The sequence below is a fragment of the Candidatus Dechloromonas phosphoritropha genome (genome assembly GCA_016722705.1).
Lineage (GTDB): Bacteria > Pseudomonadota > Gammaproteobacteria > Burkholderiales > Rhodocyclaceae > Azonexus > Azonexus phosphoritrophus.
Map to the genome: position 1 here is coordinate 2,785,404 of JADKGN010000004.1, position 19,253 is coordinate 2,804,656.

General features: G+C 63.5%; 21 protein-coding genes. 5 read left to right on the forward strand and 16 right to left on the reverse strand.

Annotated elements, in window-relative coordinates:
- Positions 1-26 precede the first annotated feature (26 nt).
- The 16 genes from IPP03_19250 to IPP03_19325 all read right to left on the reverse strand — a co-directional run bounded on the left by IPP03_19250 (position 27) and on the right by IPP03_19325 (position 14,028).
- On the reverse strand, positions 27-1,427 hold the full coding sequence (locus tag IPP03_19250) for a 4Fe-4S binding protein (GenBank protein MBL0354684.1): 1,401 nt from the start codon (positions 1,425-1,427) through the stop codon (positions 27-29).
- Positions 1,420-2,223, reverse strand: a complete 804-nt coding sequence (locus IPP03_19255; GenBank protein ID MBL0354685.1) for an FTR1 family protein — start codon at positions 2,221-2,223, stop codon at positions 1,420-1,422. Before IPP03_19255 ends, IPP03_19250 begins: the two co-directional genes overlap by 8 nt.
- Positions 2,224-2,235: 12 nt before the next feature.
- Positions 2,236-2,589: a cupredoxin domain-containing protein gene (locus IPP03_19260; protein ID MBL0354686.1), complete on the reverse strand. Its 354-nt coding sequence runs from the start codon at positions 2,587-2,589 to the stop codon at positions 2,236-2,238.
- A 7-nt stretch (positions 2,590-2,596) separates the two neighbouring features.
- Complete coding sequence (locus IPP03_19265; GenBank protein MBL0354687.1) at positions 2,597-4,066, reverse strand: carbohydrate porin; 1,470 nt, start codon at positions 4,064-4,066, stop codon at positions 2,597-2,599.
- Positions 4,067-4,068: 2 nt separating this feature from the next.
- Positions 4,069-4,695 (reverse strand): iron transporter, encoded by a 627-nt coding sequence (locus IPP03_19270; GenBank protein MBL0354688.1) that lies wholly within the window; start codon positions 4,693-4,695, stop codon positions 4,069-4,071.
- Entirely contained in the window at positions 4,695-4,871 is a 177-nt protein-coding gene (locus IPP03_19275; protein ID MBL0354689.1) for a hemin uptake protein HemP, read from the reverse strand. Before IPP03_19275 ends, IPP03_19270 begins: the two co-directional genes overlap by 1 nt.
- Positions 4,872-4,951: 80 nt before the next feature.
- On the reverse strand, positions 4,952-6,154 hold the full coding sequence (locus tag IPP03_19280) for a DUF2325 domain-containing protein (GenBank protein ID MBL0354690.1): 1,203 nt from the start codon (positions 6,152-6,154) through the stop codon (positions 4,952-4,954).
- Positions 6,155-6,226: 72 nt separating this feature from the next.
- Positions 6,227-6,427, reverse strand: coding sequence for a hypothetical protein (locus tag IPP03_19285; protein MBL0354691.1), 201 nt, complete (start codon positions 6,425-6,427; stop codon positions 6,227-6,229).
- Positions 6,428-6,917: 490 nt separating this feature from the next.
- Positions 6,918-7,604: a hypothetical protein gene (locus IPP03_19290; protein ID MBL0354692.1), complete on the reverse strand. Its 687-nt coding sequence runs from the start codon at positions 7,602-7,604 to the stop codon at positions 6,918-6,920.
- Between the two features lie 29 nt (positions 7,605-7,633).
- The gene (locus IPP03_19295; GenBank protein MBL0354693.1) at positions 7,634-8,323 is read right to left on the reverse strand and encodes an electron transport complex subunit E; all 690 of its coding nucleotides are present in this window, start codon (positions 8,321-8,323) and stop codon (positions 7,634-7,636) included.
- Entirely contained in the window at positions 8,320-8,988 is a 669-nt protein-coding gene (rsxG, locus tag IPP03_19300) for an electron transport complex subunit RsxG (protein MBL0354694.1), read from the reverse strand. Before rsxG ends, IPP03_19295 begins: the two co-directional genes overlap by 4 nt.
- Entirely contained in the window at positions 8,985-10,001 is a 1,017-nt protein-coding gene (locus IPP03_19305) for an RnfABCDGE type electron transport complex subunit D (protein MBL0354695.1), read from the reverse strand. Before IPP03_19305 ends, rsxG begins: the two co-directional genes overlap by 4 nt.
- The gene (gene rsxC / locus IPP03_19310; protein ID MBL0354696.1) at positions 10,001-11,749 is read right to left on the reverse strand and encodes an electron transport complex subunit RsxC; all 1,749 of its coding nucleotides are present in this window, start codon (positions 11,747-11,749) and stop codon (positions 10,001-10,003) included. The genes IPP03_19305 and rsxC overlap by 1 nt, the downstream gene beginning before the upstream one ends.
- On the reverse strand, positions 11,749-12,321 hold the full coding sequence (rsxB, locus tag IPP03_19315; GenBank protein MBL0354697.1) for an electron transport complex subunit RsxB: 573 nt from the start codon (positions 12,319-12,321) through the stop codon (positions 11,749-11,751). Before rsxB ends, rsxC begins: the two co-directional genes overlap by 1 nt.
- Before the next feature lie 5 nt (positions 12,322-12,326).
- Positions 12,327-12,911 (reverse strand): electron transport complex subunit RsxA, encoded by a 585-nt coding sequence (gene rsxA, locus IPP03_19320; protein MBL0354698.1) that lies wholly within the window; start codon positions 12,909-12,911, stop codon positions 12,327-12,329.
- Between the two features lie 73 nt (positions 12,912-12,984).
- Positions 12,985-14,028: a quinone-dependent dihydroorotate dehydrogenase gene (locus IPP03_19325; protein MBL0354699.1), complete on the reverse strand. Its 1,044-nt coding sequence runs from the start codon at positions 14,026-14,028 to the stop codon at positions 12,985-12,987.
- An 88-nt stretch (positions 14,029-14,116) separates the two neighbouring features.
- Here IPP03_19325 and IPP03_19330 point away from each other — a divergent pair, with 88 nt between their 5' ends.
- The 5 genes from IPP03_19330 (at position 14,117) to IPP03_19350 (ending at position 19,103) form a co-directional block, all read left to right on the forward strand.
- Complete coding sequence (locus tag IPP03_19330) at positions 14,117-15,535, forward strand: TolC family protein (GenBank protein ID MBL0354700.1); 1,419 nt, start codon at positions 14,117-14,119, stop codon at positions 15,533-15,535.
- Positions 15,535-16,809 carry an efflux RND transporter periplasmic adaptor subunit gene (locus IPP03_19335; protein ID MBL0354701.1) on the forward strand — a complete coding sequence of 425 codons (1,275 nt, stop codon included), beginning with the start codon at positions 15,535-15,537 and terminating at the stop codon, positions 16,807-16,809. Before IPP03_19330 ends, IPP03_19335 begins: the two co-directional genes overlap by 1 nt.
- Before the next feature lie 26 nt (positions 16,810-16,835).
- Entirely contained in the window at positions 16,836-17,549 is a 714-nt protein-coding gene (locus IPP03_19340; protein MBL0354702.1) for an ABC transporter ATP-binding protein, read from the forward strand.
- On the forward strand, positions 17,543-18,763 hold the full coding sequence (locus tag IPP03_19345; GenBank protein MBL0354703.1) for an ABC transporter permease: 1,221 nt from the start codon (positions 17,543-17,545) through the stop codon (positions 18,761-18,763). The genes IPP03_19340 and IPP03_19345 overlap by 7 nt, the downstream gene beginning before the upstream one ends.
- Before the next feature lie 61 nt (positions 18,764-18,824).
- Positions 18,825-19,103, forward strand: coding sequence for an acylphosphatase (locus tag IPP03_19350; protein ID MBL0354704.1), 279 nt, complete (start codon positions 18,825-18,827; stop codon positions 19,101-19,103).
- Positions 19,104-19,253: the final 150 nt, after the last annotated feature.

Sequence of the window (19,253 nt, forward strand, 5' to 3'; positions counted from 1 at the left end):
CGCGTCGCTCCACGTTTTGGAAAGCCTCACCAGAAGAAGAAGACCAAAGTCCAGACGGTGGCCATCAGGCCGACCGGCAGCAACATCGCAACGCCAGCCAGTAGTTTTCGGCCATTTTTTGCCGTCGACCGTGACGTTAGCTGAAATGCCAGCCACAGGCTGCCGAAACACCCGGCGCCAAGCAGCGCGATGCGCAATCCGGGCAGCCAGCCGAGCCACAGGTGTTCGGCCTTGAGGTGGGTGACGGTCAGCATCGACAGCCCGAGGATGACGCTGGCCGCAGCGAGCGGCGTCAGCGCCAGCGCGAAGCGTTGCCAGGTGAGGGCTTCGTCCTTGAGCAGGCGGGCGGCGAGTAGCGGCCCGATCAGCAGCAGGCTGCCGAGCACGAAGCCGCCGCCGAGCAGGTAGGCGAGGACTAGCGCGCCGTCGAGCCAGGTGAACAGGTCGCCGGCATCCGGGTAGTGGGTCAGCAGCCACCACGGTGCGTTGTTGTCGAGCAGCGCGAAATGGTTGTGCTCGACCAGCCAGTCGGCGAGCGCCATCTTGGCGCTGCGCAGCCACGGGCTGAGGGTCCACTGGAAGGCGGCGGTGGCGACACCGAGGACGCCGTAGATCAGCGTCAGTGCATCCGGCGTGCGGGCTGGCGCGTCGAGGTCGAGCACTTCGGCGAACGGCGAGCGGGCGCTGTAGGTGACAGCATCGCGCTGGCCGGCGCAGCGCCCGCAGGAATGGCATTCAGAGGCGCTGGTCATGCGTCGGATGTCGAGCAGCGGTGCGCAATTGACCGGTTCGACTTCTCCGCTATAACGATCCCAGGCGGCGCGGTCGACCTTGTAATGCAACGGAGCGATCTTGGCCAGTACGGCGAAGACGCCGGAAGCAGGGCACAGGTAGCGGCACCAGATGCGTTTTTCGCGGCCGTAGAGCAGGCCGATGCCGAGTGCGGCGACGGTCGAGCCGCCAAGGACCAGCAGCGCTGCCTGCGGATATTCATAAACGCTGACCAGTTGGCCGTAGACGGTGGTGGCGACGAAGGCGACGAAGGGCCAGCCGGTCCACTTGAGCCAGCGCGGCAGCGCCTTGCCGCGCCCGTACTGACTGACCCATTCGGACAGCGCACCCTCCGGGCAGAACAGGCCGCACCAGACGCGGCCCATGGTCACCGTGGCGATCATGACCCCTGGCCACCACAGACCCCAGAAGGCGAATTGCGCGAAGAGGCGCAGGTTGTTCCAGATATGGGCATCTTCCGGCGGCAGCGGCAGGAAGGCGGGGATGATGACCATCGCCGCATAAACGACGACGATCAGCCATTGCACGGCGATGATCGTGCGCCGGTTGCGGCGCAGGAAAAGGCCGATCCGGGCGATCCGGCCAGCCTGTTTTCGCTCGACCCGCGGCTGGAAGTGGAGAACGTGTTCAGTCACGTGATATTTTCCAATAGGCTAGGGCGACGACGCTCCAGTAGGCGAGGTAGGCGAGCAGCGTGCTCAGCGCCGGTCGGGCGCGATAGCCGGAGAAGTCGGCCAACAGCTTGCCGCCTTTGGTCGTGTCGGCGATCAGCCGCGAGGTATCCCAGACCGGATCGACCAGCGCCGGCAGCCAGCCGCTGCCGATCATCCGGTCCACCGCCATGACCAGCAGCGCCGAGGCGAGGATCAGCAAGAGAATCGACGACAGGCGCAGCAGCAGGCCGATATTGAGCCGAGCCAGACTTTTGGCAGCCAGCCAGGCGGTCGCCGCGGCGCCGGCGATGCCGCCCAGCGCGCCGAGCAACACGGCGCCGAGTGAACTCTCCTGCGACATGCCGTAGAGGAAGATCACCGTTTCCGCCCCTTCGCGGGCCACCGCCAGCGCGGCGACGACGGCGACGCCGACGAAGCCCGAACGCTGCGCGGCGGCCGAAAGGTCGGCGTGCAGACGTGCCTTCATGTGGCGGCCGTTCTTCTTCATCCACAGTACCATCTGGGTAATCAGCCCGGAAGCGATGAACAGCGTGGCGATCTGGAAAACTTCGAGCGCGTTGCCGGTCAACTCGTCCTGAACGCTCAGCAATGCCCAGCCGAGCAACACGGCCAGCCCGACACCGGCGGCGAGGCCGATGAACAGCGCCCGCCGGCCGCGCCCGGTAGCGTCGTTGCCCTTCAGCCAGGCGTAGAGAATGCCGGCGATCAGGAAGGCTTCGAGGCTTTCGCGCCAGACTACGAAAAGGGCGTTACCCATGCTGCGCTCCGCTTATTTGGCGATGATCCGGCCCTGGCCGGTGGCCGGGTGGAAATCGTCGAAGAACTTGTAGGTGCCCGCTTTCATCGGGTGAAAAATCAGGTTGCGGGTGACGCCGGGCGCCATCACCAGTTCCTTGCGCAATTCCAGGCTCTCGAATTCCGCAGCCCCCGGCCCCTCGTTCGTCACCTCCAGCCGGAAACGCATATTGGCAGGAACCTCCAGCGTTTCAGGGATGAGGCGGCCGTCCTTCATCAACAGCTTGATGGTCGGCATGTCGTCGGCGAATGCCGGCCCTGCACTTCCTACGGCCGCGGTCGACGCCAGAAAAAGGCCGAAAACTGCGGAAAGGAGAGCGTGCTTCATGAATGCCTCAATAGACGATGTTGGCGCGCAAGCCGAACACGTAGGCCGACTTGGCGTCCGGGTTGGCGCCGCCCTGGGTCAGCCACTGGAAGTCCGGGCTGAGTTCGAACTGTGGCGAAATGTGGTAGCGATAATAGATTTCGGCCACCGTCTCGGCGCCGCTCGGGATGAACGCGAAGTCCGCGATGCCGTCGCCGTTGATGTCGATTTCGGCGCTGGTACTCTTGTAGCCACTGCCCGCCTGCAGCCAGCCACCGGCGATGCCGAGCGTGTCGGCAGCACGGCCCCAGTAACTACCGTTGAACTCGGCGCCCAGCGTAACGGCCTGATTGAACGGCGCTTCCCCCTGTACCAGCTTCCCGTAGCGACCGAACAGCGTGATGCCGTCGTCGATGCGCTGGTCGACGGAGATGCCGATGCCCGAGTGTCTTGCCGTCGTGCCGTTGTAATCAAACGCCTCGGCGCGCGTCCAGCCATAAGCGCGATAGTGGCCGGTCAAGCCGCCGAACAGATTGAGTTGTGTTTCCGCCTGCGCCATGTAGAGCGGCGAATTGAAGCTCTTCTGGTAGTTGGAACCATATTCGCCGGCCCCGAAGGCGCCGACCGAGAGCCGCCACGGTTGCGTCTTGTCGCTCTCGTTGGCGTAGGCGACGATGAATCCCGGCTGGAAGCCGTTGGCATCGACCCCGGCTTCGCCGCCGGCATCGAGCAGCGGGTTGTGCACGAATGCCGAATTCAGGAACTGCTTCGCTTCGTCGCTAGCCGCGACGTTCTGGTCGAAGAATCCGAAGATATCCATCTTGCCGAAAGTGATCTCCAGCTTTTCCCGCGAATCGGGCTTGAAGCCGCCGAAGGGCAGGGGAATGGCGGCCTGATACCAGGCCTGCCCGAGAATCACCACCGAGTCGTCCGGGTTGGCGCCGCTGGCGCGGAAGGCCAGGGCATTGGGCGCGCTGGCGAAGTACCCGAGGCGGGCGAAGGCAGTGTTGAGGCCTTGTCCCTGACCGATGCGAAAACCGCCGAACAGCTTGTGCTCGATGTCGCCGATTGGCTCTAGCGGTAATTCGACGCTAACGTCGACCCGATAATTGAGCTGGGTGCTGGCATCTGCGGTGCCTGAAGGCAGGCCGCTGGCACCCTGGACGACAGTGGCGAGGGCGGCGGTTGCCTTGATCCCTTCGAGCGACTCGGTGACCTTGATTGGTTTTTTCATCGCCAGAACGTCGTTCTCGGTGGCCTTTAGGCGCGTGGTCAGTTCCGGTTCGTTTTCGGAGATCCGGTCGTTGTCGAGGCTTTTGGCGACCTGTTCGCTTTCAGCCTTGAGCATCTTCACTTCCTTCTCCAGTTCGGCGTTGCGCGCTTCCAGTTTTTCCAGGCGGGCGGCCAGTTTTTCCAGTGTCGCGCTGTCGCTGGCAGCGAACGCGGGCATGGTCAGGCCCGCCGCGACCAGCGCGGCGGTCAAATTGGCAAGGCGCATGATCAGTAACCGCCTTTTTTGCCGATCCCGACATAGGTAAATTCGTACTCGACTTCGAAAGGCTTGAACCACGGACGGACGCCAGTAGCGCGGTCGGTATGGCGGCCGAAATGGGCGTGCGGGTTGGCCGACGGCGGCTGTATGCTGTATTTCACCTTGTACTTGCCGGGGCCGGCCAGCTTGATGTTGTCGCCGTAATGTGGACCATCGTTGGCGACCATTGGCATGAAATCGCCGGACGCCTTGTAGTCGCCACCGATCTTCGAGACTTCGTATTTGATGACAAGGTAGGGAACCCAGGCGCCTTCCGGGAAACCGTTCGGGTTGTTGGCCAGCGCGTGGATGTCGGCCTCGATGTGGATGTCCGATTCGGAGACCTTCCTCATTATGCCGTCCGGTTCCATCTCGACGGCCTGCAGATAGACGGCGGCGATTTCCATCCCAGCCTTTTGTTGGGGTACGCCAATCGGGTATTCGAGGGCGAATGCCGGGGTGGCGAGGGTTGCGGAAAGGGCCAGCAGCGCGGCGAGTTTTTTGGTGTTGAACAAGGCGAGACTCCAGAATGATTGTGGCTGGCTTGCCCGGGAGGCTGGCTGGCTGTGGAATGGAAAAACGAGTGGCGGGGCCATTATTTGGTCAGGATCAGTTTGTTTTCGCGGGTGACGCGCAAGATGTAAATTTGGCCGGCATGTTCGATCTCCAGCATGCTTGCGCCACGCAATAGTTCCGCGCTGGAGGCATGCGGTCTTGTCGCTTTGGAAGCGGGGGTACGACGCGGCTCGGCAGATTTGATCGTGGCGTTCATACTGCTACTAATGCGAATGAGAATGGATCGCATTAAACAATTAATGCGAGCAGTTGTCAATTAGAAATTGTGTTGGTCTTTCAATCCTCGACCGTCAGCGAGGCATTGCTGTCAATCAGTCGGGAAAGACCTGATACACCGGCCGATTTCATGTAAATGCAGCGCTTTCCGCTGCGCTTGCATTGTTCCTTCACGCGCCAATAGGCGTTGTGGCTGATGCAGCCGGCCTGGCAGATGACCAGATCGGCCGCGGCGAGTGCCGAGTCGATGCGGTGCAGGCTTTCTTCAAGTCCGCCATCGTGATGCAGGAAGCGGCCGCCCCGGTTTTCGATGAGCTGCCGGTAGGCATCGACGGCGCCAGTGCGGCCCCCGACACAAAGAACGCACTTGCCGTCAAGCATTGATGGAGGCTTGCGGTCAACCTCGGAAAGCAGGCAGTTTTCGTCTGTGGCAGTCAGTTGCTTAAGGGCGACATTGGCATGCGTCAGTAGTCGCCGCAGATTCAATACTTCGTCTTCCAGCGTTTTCGAATGAACACTCAGTGCATTGGCTCTGTCCTCGGCGTCACTTGCCCGGCGGGCGAGAGTTTTCTGATCTCGAAGACTGGCCAGGGCCTGGCGCAGACTGCCGATTTCGCTGGCGAGTCGCTCGCCCTGGGCGTCTTTTCCGGCCAGTTCGGCGCGGAGTTCGGCGACACGCTGGCCAAGTGCCTGCGTTTCCCGTGATTTTTCATTGCGCAGGGATTCGTTCGCACGCCGTGCCGCAGCGAGTTCCTGGCGCAATTGCTCATTGTCGGCGCGCAGTGCTTGCAGAGCATGCAAATCGGCACGCATACCCGAGCCAATTTGATGCTGGATCATATGGATATCGCCGTATATTTCCTGCTCGAGTTGGGCGTCGCAGGCGGGATGTGTCCAACTGGCCCAGAGCGCAGCAGGAATTTCGCAGCCGCTGCTAGTTGCTTGCAACCAGAGCGCCCGCAGTGCGTTTCCATCCCGGGCGGCTGAAAAGCGCCGGATGGTCAACTGAAAGCGCTTCTCCAATGCCTTGTGCAACAACTCGGCGAGCTGGCTGCGTTCGTCGCAGGCACTGACGGCTGTCGTGTGCAGCGTGTAATCGCTGGTCCCGCGCGGAAAATTCATCACTTTGGAAATCAGTGCCCGCAGGTCTTCGGTGCTGAAACAGACACCGATAATCGGGCAGTGGGCCTTGGTGCTGATTTCCCATAGTTTGCGCCGCCGCGATCCCTGAATTTCAGATGCCAGTTGAGGGCATGACGTCATTCGAGACAATTCCGGAGGTTTCGGCGCAGTGGCCAGGGCGGTGGTAGCGAAGCGAAACGGTGGCTCGGACACTCAACGCTCCTGCCGATATTCGCCCTGAATCAGGCGATTGCTGGCCCGTTCGCACAGCGCGCGGGTTTCGTTATCAAGAGCCGGCGAATCGCACAGGCGATCGAGGATGCGGGCTGCGTTGAGTGCGGAGTGTGGGCAGCCGCTTTCGTCGTGGATCAGGATCAGGCTGAGGGCGCCGGCCCAGAGTTCGGATGTCGACATCATCAGCGCGCGACAGCGACCAGGAGGCACCAGAGCAGGGTGCCGGCGATGGAGACATTGAATACCAGTGAGCGCATGGTCATTCCTTTAGTTGAGAATGATTCGCATCTTAGAGCTGGTTTGATGTTTTGTAAATAGGAAACATTCGCATTTGAACAATTGTCGCTGACAGTTGTTCGCATAGCCGGGAGATGAAATGTTGTCTGCTCGAGTTCCTTGTCGCTCACGCGGGCGACAAGCGATCTTCGCCGGGAGACCGGAAAGCCGATTCCCGGGTGATCAGGCGCCCTTGAGGAGCCTCATGGTGTGGCACGGCATCGGAATCCCGGCAAGGGGAAGCGTCGGTGGTGAATGACGGTCTGGTATTGAGGATGCGCGGCGCTGATTCGGTTGAGCAGTCAACCGACAGCAGCAGCGCAGTCTGGTCATGAAGGTGGACCTGTCCTGATCACCACGGACTTCTGAAACAGTTCGGCTGATCCGCCCCGGCTTACGAGAACTTTTTCCGGTGCGCCTGCACGGCCTGTGTGCGAGCCAGCAGCAGCCTCTGCCTGACCGTATCCGGGAGGTCGCCGTCGCCGGCGCTCCGTTGATCAGCCGCCCTGGCCATCACGAGCGCCTCGACCGCCTTCATGCGGGCAATGTACAACCGGAGTTTCACGGTCTCCGGGATGGGCAGAATGGCGTCCTCGTCGTCTTGGTCGGACACCTTGGCCACCCTCGGGCGGCTGAAGGAGCGGTGGAGATCGAGGTCCTCGGCACCGTAGTCGACGTCGCTGTCGTCCACCAGGGTGTACGGCACGGGCGTGCCGACTATTGGTCTTGTCGCCAGCAACGCGACTTGGCGACGTTCCGTACGGGAGAGCATCGATTTCTCGATCCTCCTGGCTGTGGCTCCCTTCGACTGTTTGGCCGGTCGCATATAGGCGACGCGCTCCACGCCGACTCGCAATTCGGTCACGCGGACAGGCATCGGGACCGGGGTCACCGTAACCGCCTGATCCGCGACCGCGACGTCCGCCGCCAGAGCCTCGGCGGCCGCCGGCTCGGCAGCATTGACAACCAAAGAAGTTAGCGCGGTCAGAGCCGCGACCATCAACCAACGCACTGCGAATTCTCCAATATGATCGAATCTGGAGTGAACTAACGCATGGATCTCGTTTTGGTTGTCAGACAACTCAAAAATTTTGTGATTTGTGTGCGGAGCTAATGCACGCCGGCTACTGCCGCTGTTTGCCGCGGCTTGCGCTGGACGCGCCGGGCGGCGCGGGCGTCCATCCAGTTCTTCCAGGCAATCATGCAGCCGAGCAGGATGAAGGCGCCCGGGGGCAGCATCGCCAGCAGGAAGCCAGGATAGCTCTCGGGCAGCAACTGGATCGGCTGCAGGTCGGGGAAGACCATGTCGACGCCGCTGAACAGCGTGCCGCCGCCCAGTAGTTCGCGCATGGCGCCGAGCAGGGCCAAAGTCCACAACATGCCGACACCCATGAAGACACCGTCGAGCGTCGATTGCAGCGGTGGGTTCTTGGCGGCGAAGGCCTCGACGCGCGCCAGCACGATGCAGTTGGTGACGATCAGCGGGATGAAGATGCCGAGCACCAGATAAAGTTCGTGCAAATTGGCGTTGAACATCAGGTCGACGACGGTGACCAGCGCGGCGATGATCAGAATGAAGACCGGGATGCGGATCTCGTGCGGGATGAAGTTGCGCAGCGAGGCGACGGCCACGTTGGCGACGGCCATGACGATGATCGTCGCCAGCGACAGCATGATACCGTTGACCGCGTTGGTGGTCACCGCCAGCAGTGGACAGAGGCCGAGAATCTGGACAATCGACGAGTTCTGCTTCCAGATGCCGTTGCCGGCGATATTCCTCAGTTCTTCACGAGTGATCATGGCTTGCCTCCAGTTTCGGCGAGCAGCCTGTCGCGTTGCAGGTCGGCCCATTTGACAGCTTTGTGCACCGCCTTGACGACGGCGCGCGGGGTGACCGTGGCGCCGGCGTAGTAATCGAAACGGCCGTGGTCCTTCTTGACCCGCCAGCCGGGGTCGCTGACGGTGGCCAGCGACAGTCCGGCGAACTGGCCTATCCACGGCGCGACCTTGTTCTTGTCCTTCTTCGGGTCGACATAATCGCCGAGGCCCGGCGTCTCCTTGTGCTGGGTGACGCGCACGCCGGCGACCGTGCCGTCGGCGCGCAGGGCGATCAGCAGCCTGATCTTGCCGGCGTAGCCATCGGGGGCGACCGCCTCGAACACCAGCGCCACCGGCTGGCCGTCCATTCGTGCCCGATACAGCGTCGTCGGCTCGTCGAGGCCGAGCTCGGGCGTCGGTGGCAGGGTCAGCGTGTCGCTGAGCAGGGCGTTGTCATATTCCGAGCGCGGCAGCACTTCGTCGACCAGCTTCATCTTTTCCTCGGCGGCCGAGGCTTCGATCGCCGGCTTTGTCCACAGGTAGGCGGCCGACAGCAGGCCGGTGAACAGGATGACGAAAACGAAAAGAATGGCGGCCGTGCGCAGCGCCATGCCTGGGGCGGAGATATCCTTCTTGCCGGCGGTCATGACTTGTCCTTGAGGCCGAAGATCGGCGGCTGGCAGAGCAGGTCGATCAGTGGCGCGCCAAGGTTCATCAACAGCACGGCGAAGGCGACGCCATCCGGGTAACCGCCGAAAACGCGGATGATGTAGGTGAGCAGCCCGGCGCCGGCGCCAAAGATCAGCTTGCCGCGCGGCGTTGCGCACCCGGAAACGGGATCGGTGGCGATGAAGAAGGCACCGAGCATGGCGCCGCCCGAGAACATGTGGAACAGCGGGCTGGCAAACTGCGCCGGGTTGGCCAGCCAGAGCGCGCCGGAGACTGCCGTCAGACCGCCGACGAAGGCGAGGGGGATGTGCCAGGTGATGATCCGGCGCTGCCACAGCCAGAGACCGCCGAGCAGGTAGCCGCCGGCCACCCATTCCCAGCCGCGCCCGGCGAAGTTGCCGAAAATGTCTTGGTTGGCCAGCAGTTGGCCGACGTTGACATGGGCATCGTCGAGCTTGAGTGCGGTCTTCAGCGCATCGAGCGGCGTCGCGCCGGTCAGCGCGTCTACGCGTGGCGCCAGGCCGAGGATGACGTCGACCTGCTCCCTGAAGCTCAGTTGCAGCCCGGCGCTCGGCCACTGCGACATCAGTGCCGGGAAGGAAACGATGCAGACGGCGAAGGCGATCATCGCCGGGTTGAAAGGGTTCTGGCCAAGGCCGCCGTAGAGGTGCTTGGCGACGACGATGGCGAATACCGTGCCGAGCGCCACCAGCCACCACGGCGCGAGCGGCGGAAAAGCCAGGGCGATCAGCCAGGCGGTGACGATCGCCGAACCATCGGAAAGGAACATCTCCAGTGGCTTGCCGCGCGCTCTCAGCATAAGTGCTTCGGCGAGCAGCGCCGCCAGCGACGCAATGACCAGTTGCGCCAGGATCGCCGGGCCGATCAGCCACACATAGGCGGCGATACCGGGCAGCAACGCGATGCAGACCTGGGTCATCACCCGGCTGACGCTGATATCCTTGAGCAGGAATGGGGCGGGGGCGAACATTACACGGGTTTCCCGCTGGCGGGCGTGGCAGCCGGCTCGGCGTCAATCAGGTGAGCGGCGGCGCGGCGGGCCTCGATCTCTGCCGCGACCTTTCCCTGTTCGGGGCTGAGATTGTCGGTGTTCTTTGGCCGGGCGGCTTCGCGTTGTGCCCTGGCACGCTCCATCGCGGCCTGGATGATAGCCATTTTTGCCTCTTTTTCGGCGTCGACCGGGGCAGGCGCGGCTTGCGGCGCGGGTTCGCCAGTTCCGCCCGACGCGGCTGGCGCGGTGTCGGCTACGACCGCCGCCGCGGCAGCATCGGCGGCCTTCCTGGCGGCCTGCGCGGCGGCCGCCTTGGCCAGCTTCTCGGCCTTTTCCGCTTTTTCGCGCTCGTCGCGCAATTGCTTGAATTCGAAGCGCGCCTTGGCACCCTCGGAGGCATTCTTTTCACGTTCGCGCGCCCAGATCTCGCTCTTGGCAAAGCGGAAATACTGGACCAGCGGGATGCGCGACGGGCAGACGTAGGAGCAGCAGCCGCATTCGATGCAGTCGAAGATGTGGTACTCCTGCGTCTTGCCGAAATTTTTCGCGCGGGAAAACCAGTACATCTCGAACGGCTGCAGTTCGTGCGGACAGGCCTCGGCACAGGCGCCGCAGCGGATGCACGGCATTTCCGGCGCCTTGGGTGGGAACAGGCGCTCGGTGTGGGCGATCAGGCAATTGGTCGCCTTGACCACCGGGGCATGCTTGTCGGGGACAAGAAAGCCCATCATCGGCCCGCCCATGATGATGCCGTCGGTGTCCGGATACGGCTGGGCCAGATCGAGCAATTCGTTCATCGGCGTACCGAACAGGACTTCATAGTTGCGTGGTGCGTGGACGTTGCCGCTGACCGTGACGATGCGCGAGACCACAGGTTCGCCATGAGCGATGGCGCGCCAGGCGGTGTAGGCGGTGGCGACGTTGAAGCACTGGACCCCGAGATCAGTCGAGCGTTTGGAGGCCGGCACTTCCTTGCCAGTCAGCGAGCGGATCAACTGCTTGGCGCCGCCGGCCGGGTAGCACGTCGGCACCTGGACGACGAGGAACGGCTCGTTTAGCGCGTCGACCGCGGCGCGCATCGCGGCGGCGGCTTCCGGCTTGTTGTCCTCGATACCGATCAGGACTTTTTTCGGCTGCAGCAGGTCGCGGAAGATGCCGCTGCCGCGCACGATTTCCTCGGCGCGTTCGCGCATCAGCAGGTCGTCGCAGGTGATGAAGGGCTCGCACTCGGCGCCGTTGATGACCAACTCCTCCATCGGCACCGTTTTTGCCGGCGTCAGCTTGCCGTGAGTCGGGAAGACCGCGCCGCCGAGGCCAACGACACCGGCCTGGCGCAAGTGCTCGCGCACCGCTTCCGGGGTCATGGCGGCGTAGTCGAGCGGGCCGTGTTCGATCCATTCTTCTTTGCCGTCGGGTTCGATAACGACGCACAAAGCATCGAGGCCGGAGGGGTGCGGCTGGACGTGCATTGCCACTTCGGTCACGGTGCCCGAGGTCGGCGCATGAACGGCGGCCGAGATCCAGCCGTCGGCTTCACCGATCAACTGGCCTTTGAGCACCTTGTCGCCAGCCCCGACGACCGGGCGCGGCATGCCGCCGATGCTCTGGTGCAGCGGCACGACGAGGCGCGACGGCAATGGCGCCAGGGCTATTGGCAGGCCGGTCGATTGTGTCTTGTTGGTTGGCGGCTTGACGCCGCCCTTGAACTTGAACAGGTTCATCAACATCAGGCGGCCTCTTGCAGCGGCGGGCGCTTGCCCGATGCAGGCTTGATTTCGATGACCGGGTATTTCCATTTCCAGTTGTCGATGTTCTCGCCGATCGGCTCCATGCGGATGCACTCGACCGGACACGGCGGCAGGCACAGTTCGCAACCGGTGCACAGCGGGCCGATGATGGTGTGCATCTGCTTGGCGGCGCCGACGATGGCATCGACCGGGCAGGCCTGGATGCACAGCGTGCAGCCGATGCAGGTGTTCTCGTCGATGATTGCGACCTGCTTGGGCTTTTCCTCGGCTTCCAGGTCCTTGACCTCGCGGCCGAGCAGGTCGGCCAGCTTCTGCACGCCTTCCATGCCGCCCGGCGGGCACAGGTTGATGTCGGCCTCGCCCTTGGCGATCGCTTCGGCGTAGGGCTTGCAGCCGGGGAAACCGCACTGGCCGCATTGCGTCTGCGGCAATATGCCCTCGATCTTCTCGACCAGCGGGTTGCCCTCGACCTTGAACTTGATCGACGCGAAGCCGAGCGCGGCGCCGAGCACGACGGCGCCGAGGGCCATGATGGCGATGGCGAGCGCGATTTCCATTACTGGTACCGGTCCAGACCGGCGAAGCCCATGAAGGCCAGCGCCATCAGGCCGGCGGTGACCATGGCGATGGCGACGCCGCGGAAATGCACCGGCACGTCGGCGCCTTCGATGCGTTCGCGGATGCCGGAAAAGAGGATCAGCACCAGCGAGAAGCCGACCGCGCTACCGGCGCCGAAGAGCAGCGATTCAACGAAATTATGGCCGTTGGCGATGTTGAGCAGCGGCACGCCAAGCACCGCGCAATTGGTCGTGATCAGCGGCAGGTAGATGCCCAGCGTCTGCTGCAGCATCGGCGACGTTTTGGCGATGACCATTTCGGTGAGCTGGACGATGGCGGCGATGGTGACGATGAAGGACAGGGTGCGCAGATACTCGAGCCCGAAGGGCAGGAGCAGGTAATGGTCGATGATGTAGCTGGCCCCGGTCGCCATGGTCAGCACGAAAGTCGTGGCGGCGCCCATGCCGTAAGCAGTCTCCAGTTTCTTGGAAACGCCCATGAAGGGGCAAAGACCGAGAATTTTCACCAGCACGACGTTGTTGACCAGCACCGCGCCGACGAGGATGAAAAGGTAGTGGCTCATGAGTTGGGGGGGAGTTGAGGCTCGTATTATCCGATTTTGCCGCAGTGCGAACAACCGCAATGAAAATAAGGGTTTAGCCCCGTTTCTTCAGCACATTGGCGAGCGTTTCAGCCACTTCGCCGACCAGATCCGGGCCGCGATAGATGAAACCGCTGTAGAACTGCACCAGGCTCGCTCCGGCGCGGACCTTTTTGGCCGCATCGGCGCCGCTCATGATGCCGCCGACGCCGATGATCGGCAGTTCGCCGCCGAGCGCGGTCGCCAGCTTTTTCAGGACATCGGTGGATTTGCGGAAAACCGGCGCCCCGGACAGCCCACCGGTTTCGTTGGCGTTGGGCAGCCCCGCGACGCCCGCGCGCGACACCGTGGTGTTGGTGGCGATGACGCCATCCATGCGGTGGCGGCGCAGGGCGACGGCAATCGCCGTGATCTGCGCGTCGTCGAGGTCAGGCGCGATTTTGAGCGCCATCGGCACGTAATGCCCGTGCTTGTCGGCAAGCTGCTTCTGACGCGCCTTGAGTTGCGAGAGCAAGTCTTCGAGCGCGTCGTCGTTTTGCAGTTCGCGCAGGTTCTTGGTGTTGGGCGACGAAATATTGACCGCGATGTAGCTGGCGTCGTTGTAGACCTTGTTCAGGCAGATCAGGTAATCGTCGACGGCATGCTCGATCGGCGTCGTCGCGTTCTTGCCGATATTGATGCCGAGGATGCCACCTTTTTTCGGAAATTCAGCCGCCCGGATATTTTCCAGAAGTTTGTCGACGCCGGCGTTGTTGAAACCCATGCGGTTGATGATGCCCTGCGCTTCCAGGATGCGGAACAGGCGCGGCTTCGGGTTGCCGTCCTGCGGGCGCGGCGTGATGGTGCCGATTTCCAGAAAGCCGAAACCGAGGCCGGCCAGGCCGTCGATATGGTCGCCATTCTTGTCCAGTCCGGCGGCGAGTCCGACCGGATTCGGGAATTTCAGGCCCATGACCTCGACCGGGCAGGGCGTTACCGGCTTGGCGAGACAGCCGGCGAGGCCGGTGGCACCGAGAAAGGCGATACCGTGCATGCCGATGCCGTGGGCGGTCTCGGCGTCGAGGGCGAAGAAGAACTTGCGGATGAGTGGATAGAGCATGGTGCGGCGATTTTACCGCAATGCAGCAATTTTTCAGTGGCCGCTATCTCCTGGCATCGACCGGTGGCAACAATCTGTAACAGCTTGAATGGATCAAGGAGCGCTAAACTATGTGCCCATGACAAAGCCGTTACTCCCGATCGTCGCCGTCGCACTCTGCCTGGCCCTGCCGGCCGGCGCGGCGGGCTTGAGCGATCCGTTTGGTACCGACGCCTTGACGCCGCCGCGGCCGTCACCGCAGTCGGCCGGGCGCAGCGCCGATGTGCCGTGCTCTCGCGAGCTGCCGGCGGCGGCGCTGACAGCGATCGATGCGGTCGACCTGGCGCTCTGCAACAATCCGCAGACCCGCGAGGTATGGGCCGCGGCGCGTTATCAGGCGGCGCAGGTCGGGGTCGCCGAGGCCGCCTGGCTGCCGAATCTCGATGGCCGGCTGGGCGCCAGCCGCCTGTGGAGCCAACAGCGCAACTACAACTCGAGCAGCGCTGCGCTGACACTGTCCTGGCTGGTTTTCGATTCCGGGGCGCGCTCGGCGACTGGCGAGAGTGCCCGGCAATTGCTCGAAGCTGCCGCCGCGACTCAGGATTCCACTGTCCAGTCGCTATTCCTATCTGCTTTGCAGAGCTTCTACACGGCGCAGGCGACGCAGGCTGCCGTGGTCTCGACCGCTGAAGCAGAGCGCGCGGCGCGCGAAGGATTCAACGCTGCCGAAGCGCGCTACAAGGTCGGTGTCGCGACCCCGAGCGACCGCCTGCTGGCACAGACGGCTCTGTCGCAGGCGACGCTGAACCGCATACGGGCCGAGGGCGAGGCGCGCAACGCCCTCGGTACGCTGGCCAATGCGCTCGGCTTCACGGCCGGGCAGAAGCTGACGCTGACCCCGCCACCCGCCACGCTCCCGGATGCTGCCTTCACGCAGGAGGTCGCGGCGCTGATCGCCGAAGCCGAGGTGCGGCGGCCCGATCTCAAGGCCGCCGAAGCCCAGGTCAGGGCCGCCGAGGCCGGTGTCGATCTGGCCCGCGCGCAGGGGAGGCCGACGGTCAGTATATCGACGGGGCAGACGTGGGCCGAGGTTGACCGCATCGCGACGAATGGCGGAATCATCGGTGTCACGGTCGACCTGCCGATTTTCTCCGGTTTCGACACGACCTACCGGGTACGTGCCGCCGAGGCGCAGGTCGATGCCCGGACGGCGCAGCTCGACCGCCTGAAAAATCAGGTGGCGCTTGATGTCTGGCGCGCCTACCAGAGCCTGACGACGGCCACCCAGAGCCTCATGACGACGCTCGATCTGGTGGCCAGCGCCGAGCAGTCGGAGCGCGTCGCGCTCGGCCGCTACAAGGCCGGTGTCGGCACCGTTCTCGATTTGCTGGTTGCTCAGAGCGCGCTGGCCAGCGCCCGCCTGCAACGAATCCAGGCGGCGCTTGACTGGTTCGTATTCCGCGCCACGCTGGCGCAGGCGGTCGGCGCCCTCGATTACACGCTGCTGCAACCGGCGGAAGGAAGATGATGAAACACATCGGCAAGATTCTCCTCGGCGTGACGGTGGTGGCCGGCCTGGCCGGTGGCGTCTGGTACGCCAATCAGCGCGCGGCGATGAACCCCGAGCAGCGTTACAAGCTGGTGGCGGTCGAAAAAGGCAACGTGACGCAGACGGTGTCGGCCAACGGCACGCTCAACCCGCTGGTCCTGGTTAACGTCGGCACCCAGGTGTCGGGGACGGTCAAGAAACTTTATGTCGATTTCAACGACAAGGTGGCGTCCGGGCAGAAACTGCTTGAACTGGATCAGTCCCTGCTGCAGACCATCGTGCGCCAGAGCGCGGCCAACGTGGTTAACCAGCAGGCGGCGCTCGATCTGGCCAAGGCCAACGAAGCGCGGATGAAAGCCCTCCTGGACAAGGAGTACGTGTCGCGCCAAGATTATGATCTGGCCCTGCAAGGCCTCAAATCGGCGCAGGCGCAACTGTCACAGGCCAAGGCGGCGGCTGACAAGGATCAGGTCAACCTGAGCTATTCAATCATTACCTCGCCGGTGTCGGGCGTCGTCGTCGCGCGTCTGGTTGACATTGGCCAGACGGTAGCGGCCAGCTTCCAGACGCCGGTGCTGATCCAGATCGCCCAGGATCTGTCCAAGATGGCCATCGACACCAGTTTTGCCGAGGCCGATATCGGCAACATCAAGGAAGGCCTGCCGGTACGCTTCACCGTCGACGCCTTTCCCAATCGCAATTTCCAGGGCGAGGTACAGCAGATACGCCTCAATCCGACCAACCAGCAGAACGTCGTCACCTACAACGTGCGGATCCGGGTCGATAACCCCGACCTGACCTTGCTGCCGGGCATGACGGCCTACGTCAATATCGGCGTGCAGATACGCGAGGACGTGTTGCTGGTGCCCAACGCCGCGCTGCGTTTCAAGCCGGCCGACGCCGCCGAGAAGAAGGCAGAAAACGGGCAAAATTCGCCGTCGACCGCGACCGTAGGGAGTGCAGGGCCAACCTCCGGTCCCGGACCGGGTATGGGCGGCATGGGTGGAGGCATGGGTGGTATGGGCGGCACGGGAGCGGGCGACAAGAAGGGCAAGAAGCGCGACGGCCAGAGCGGCACGGTCTACGTGCTCGACGGCGGCGAGATCAGGCCGGTCAGCGTGCAGCTTGGCATCACCGACAACCGCAATACCGAGATCGTCAGTGGCGACCTGAAGGCGGGCGACCGCGTTGTCACCGGCGAAAACACCAACGCCGGCAGCAAGCCCTCGAGCGTCGGCATGCGGATGTTTTAGGGCGTGATCACGGTGAGCGCGCCCTTATGACCGAGCCGGTGATCCGCGTGGTCGGGCTGGGCAAGTCCTACGAGACGGCGGCCGGGCTTTTCCCGGCGCTGAAGGGTGTCGACCTGGAAATCCAGCCCGGCGACTTCATCGCCATCATGGGCCCCTCAGGTTCGGGCAAGTCGACCTTCATGAACCTGCTCGGCTGTCTCGATACGCCGACCAGCGGCGACTACTTTCTGGCCGGCAAGAACGTGGCCCACATGGACAAGGATGCGCTGGCGCGCCTGCGCAACCACACGCTCGGTTTCGTCTTCCAGGGTTTCAACCTGCTGCCACGCATGAACCTGCTCGACAATGTTGCGTTGCCGCTGGTCTATGGCGGAACCGGCAAGGACGAACGGCGTGCCGCCGCCCGCGCCGTGCTCGACAAGGTCGGCCTGGCAAAGTACGCTGACTCGCTGCCCAGCCGCATTTCCGGCGGCCAGCAGCAGCGCGTGGCGATTGCCCGGGCGCTGGTCAACCAGCCGCGTCTGATCCTCGCCGACGAGCCGACCGGCAACCTCGACAGCCTTACCAGCGAGGAAATCATGGTGCTCTTCGACGAACTGAACCGCGAGGGGATCACCATCGTTCTCGTCACTCATGAACCGGATATCGCGACGCATGCCAGGCGTCAGGTGCGCTTTCTCGATGGCCATATCGTCAGCGACCACGCAACTTCCAGTCATGATGAGGCCGCGCCGTGCTGAAGGCGATGCTCGGCGAAGCCTGGATGGCGATGGGCGCCAACCGGTTGCGCACGGCGCTGACCATGCTCGGCATGGTGATCGGCGTCGGCGCCGTCGTCATCATGATGGCCATTGGCCAGGGTGCGCAGTACGCCGTGCAGCAGACGATCGGCACCATGGGCGCCAATCTCTACATTGTCCTCTCGGGGTCGTTTACCACAGCAGGTGTGCGCAGCGGCGCGGCCGGGGCACCGACACTTAACGTTGGCGATGCCGAAGCGATTAGCGAACTCGATGGTGTCGCCAATGTGGCGCCGACGCACCAGGGCTCGCGGCAACTCGTCTACGGCTCGCAGAACTGGAACACTTCGGTGGTCGGCACGACGCCTGCCTACCTCGAGGCGCGCGCCTGGACCATCGTCAGCGGCGCCTCCTTCGGCGATTCCGACGTCCGTTCGGCGACCCGCGTCGCACTGGTTGGCAAGACTGTTGTCGAGAATCTGTTCAACGGTGAAAACCCGGTCGGCAAGACCATGCGCATCCAGCAGAACCCGTTCATCGTCATCGGCGTGCTCGGCAGCAAGGGCCAGAGCCTCGACGGTCGCGACCAGGACGATACCGTGATCATTCCGCTCACCACAGCCCAACGCAAGGTGTTCGGTACGCCCTTTCTGGGCTCGGTACGGATGATCATGGTGCAGGCCGAATCGGCCGAGGCGATGCCCAAGGTCGAGGCCGACATGACGGCGCTGTTGCGCCAGCGCCACCGCCTGCGCGAAGGAACACCCAACGACTTCTTCATGCGCAACCTGTCGGCCGCCGCCGAGTCGGAAGCCGAAACCACGCGCACCATGTCCATTCTGCTCGGCGCCATTGCTTCCATCTCGCTGCTGGTCGGCGGCATCGGCATCATGAACATCATGCTCGTCTCGGTCACCGAACGGACGCGCGAAATCGGTATCCGCATGGCTATCGGCGCCCGCCAGAAGGACATCCTGACGCAATTTCTGCTCGAAGCGGTGATGATCTCCTTCGCCGGCTGCCTGCTCGGCCTGGTGCTCGGCCTTGGCATTGCGCTGGCGATCAACGTTTTCACCGGCATGGTCATCGTCATATCCGGCAGCGCCGCGCTGGTTGCCTTTGCCGTCGCCGCCACCGTTGGCATTTTCTTCGGCTGGTACCCGGCGCGCAAGGCGGCGCGCCTCGACCCGATCGAAGCGTTGCGTTACCAATGAGCGCCATGGCGCCGTGCTGCCTGGGGTCAGACTTGACTAGCCGGGGGCATCGGGAGCACACATGAAGCGCGTCGTCCGTCATCTGCTGATCGAAGGCCGGGTCCAGGGCGTCGGTTACCGCTGGTTCATGGTCGATCAGGCACGGCGGCTGGGCCTCGTCGGCTGGGTGCGCAATCTTGGTGACGGGCGCGTCGAAGCGATGGTGGCCGGCGACGAGGCTGCCGTGGATGACCTGATCGCCTGCGCGCATCGCGGCCCGGCTCATGCCCGGGTCGAGCGCGTCGTTGTTACCCCGGGTTCCGGCAGCTTCAACAGTTTCGAGCACCTGCCGGATGCCTGAGCGAAGCGGCATGCGGGGCGCGAAAATTGCCGCGCGGCGGGCCGCAGAAGAGGCTGTAAAAGCAGCAAGGCCCCGCAAATTGGAGTACAGTCGTAGCAACGTCAACTCTCGGACAGCATCTTTTCCGCAATTGACGCAACGGAGGAGACA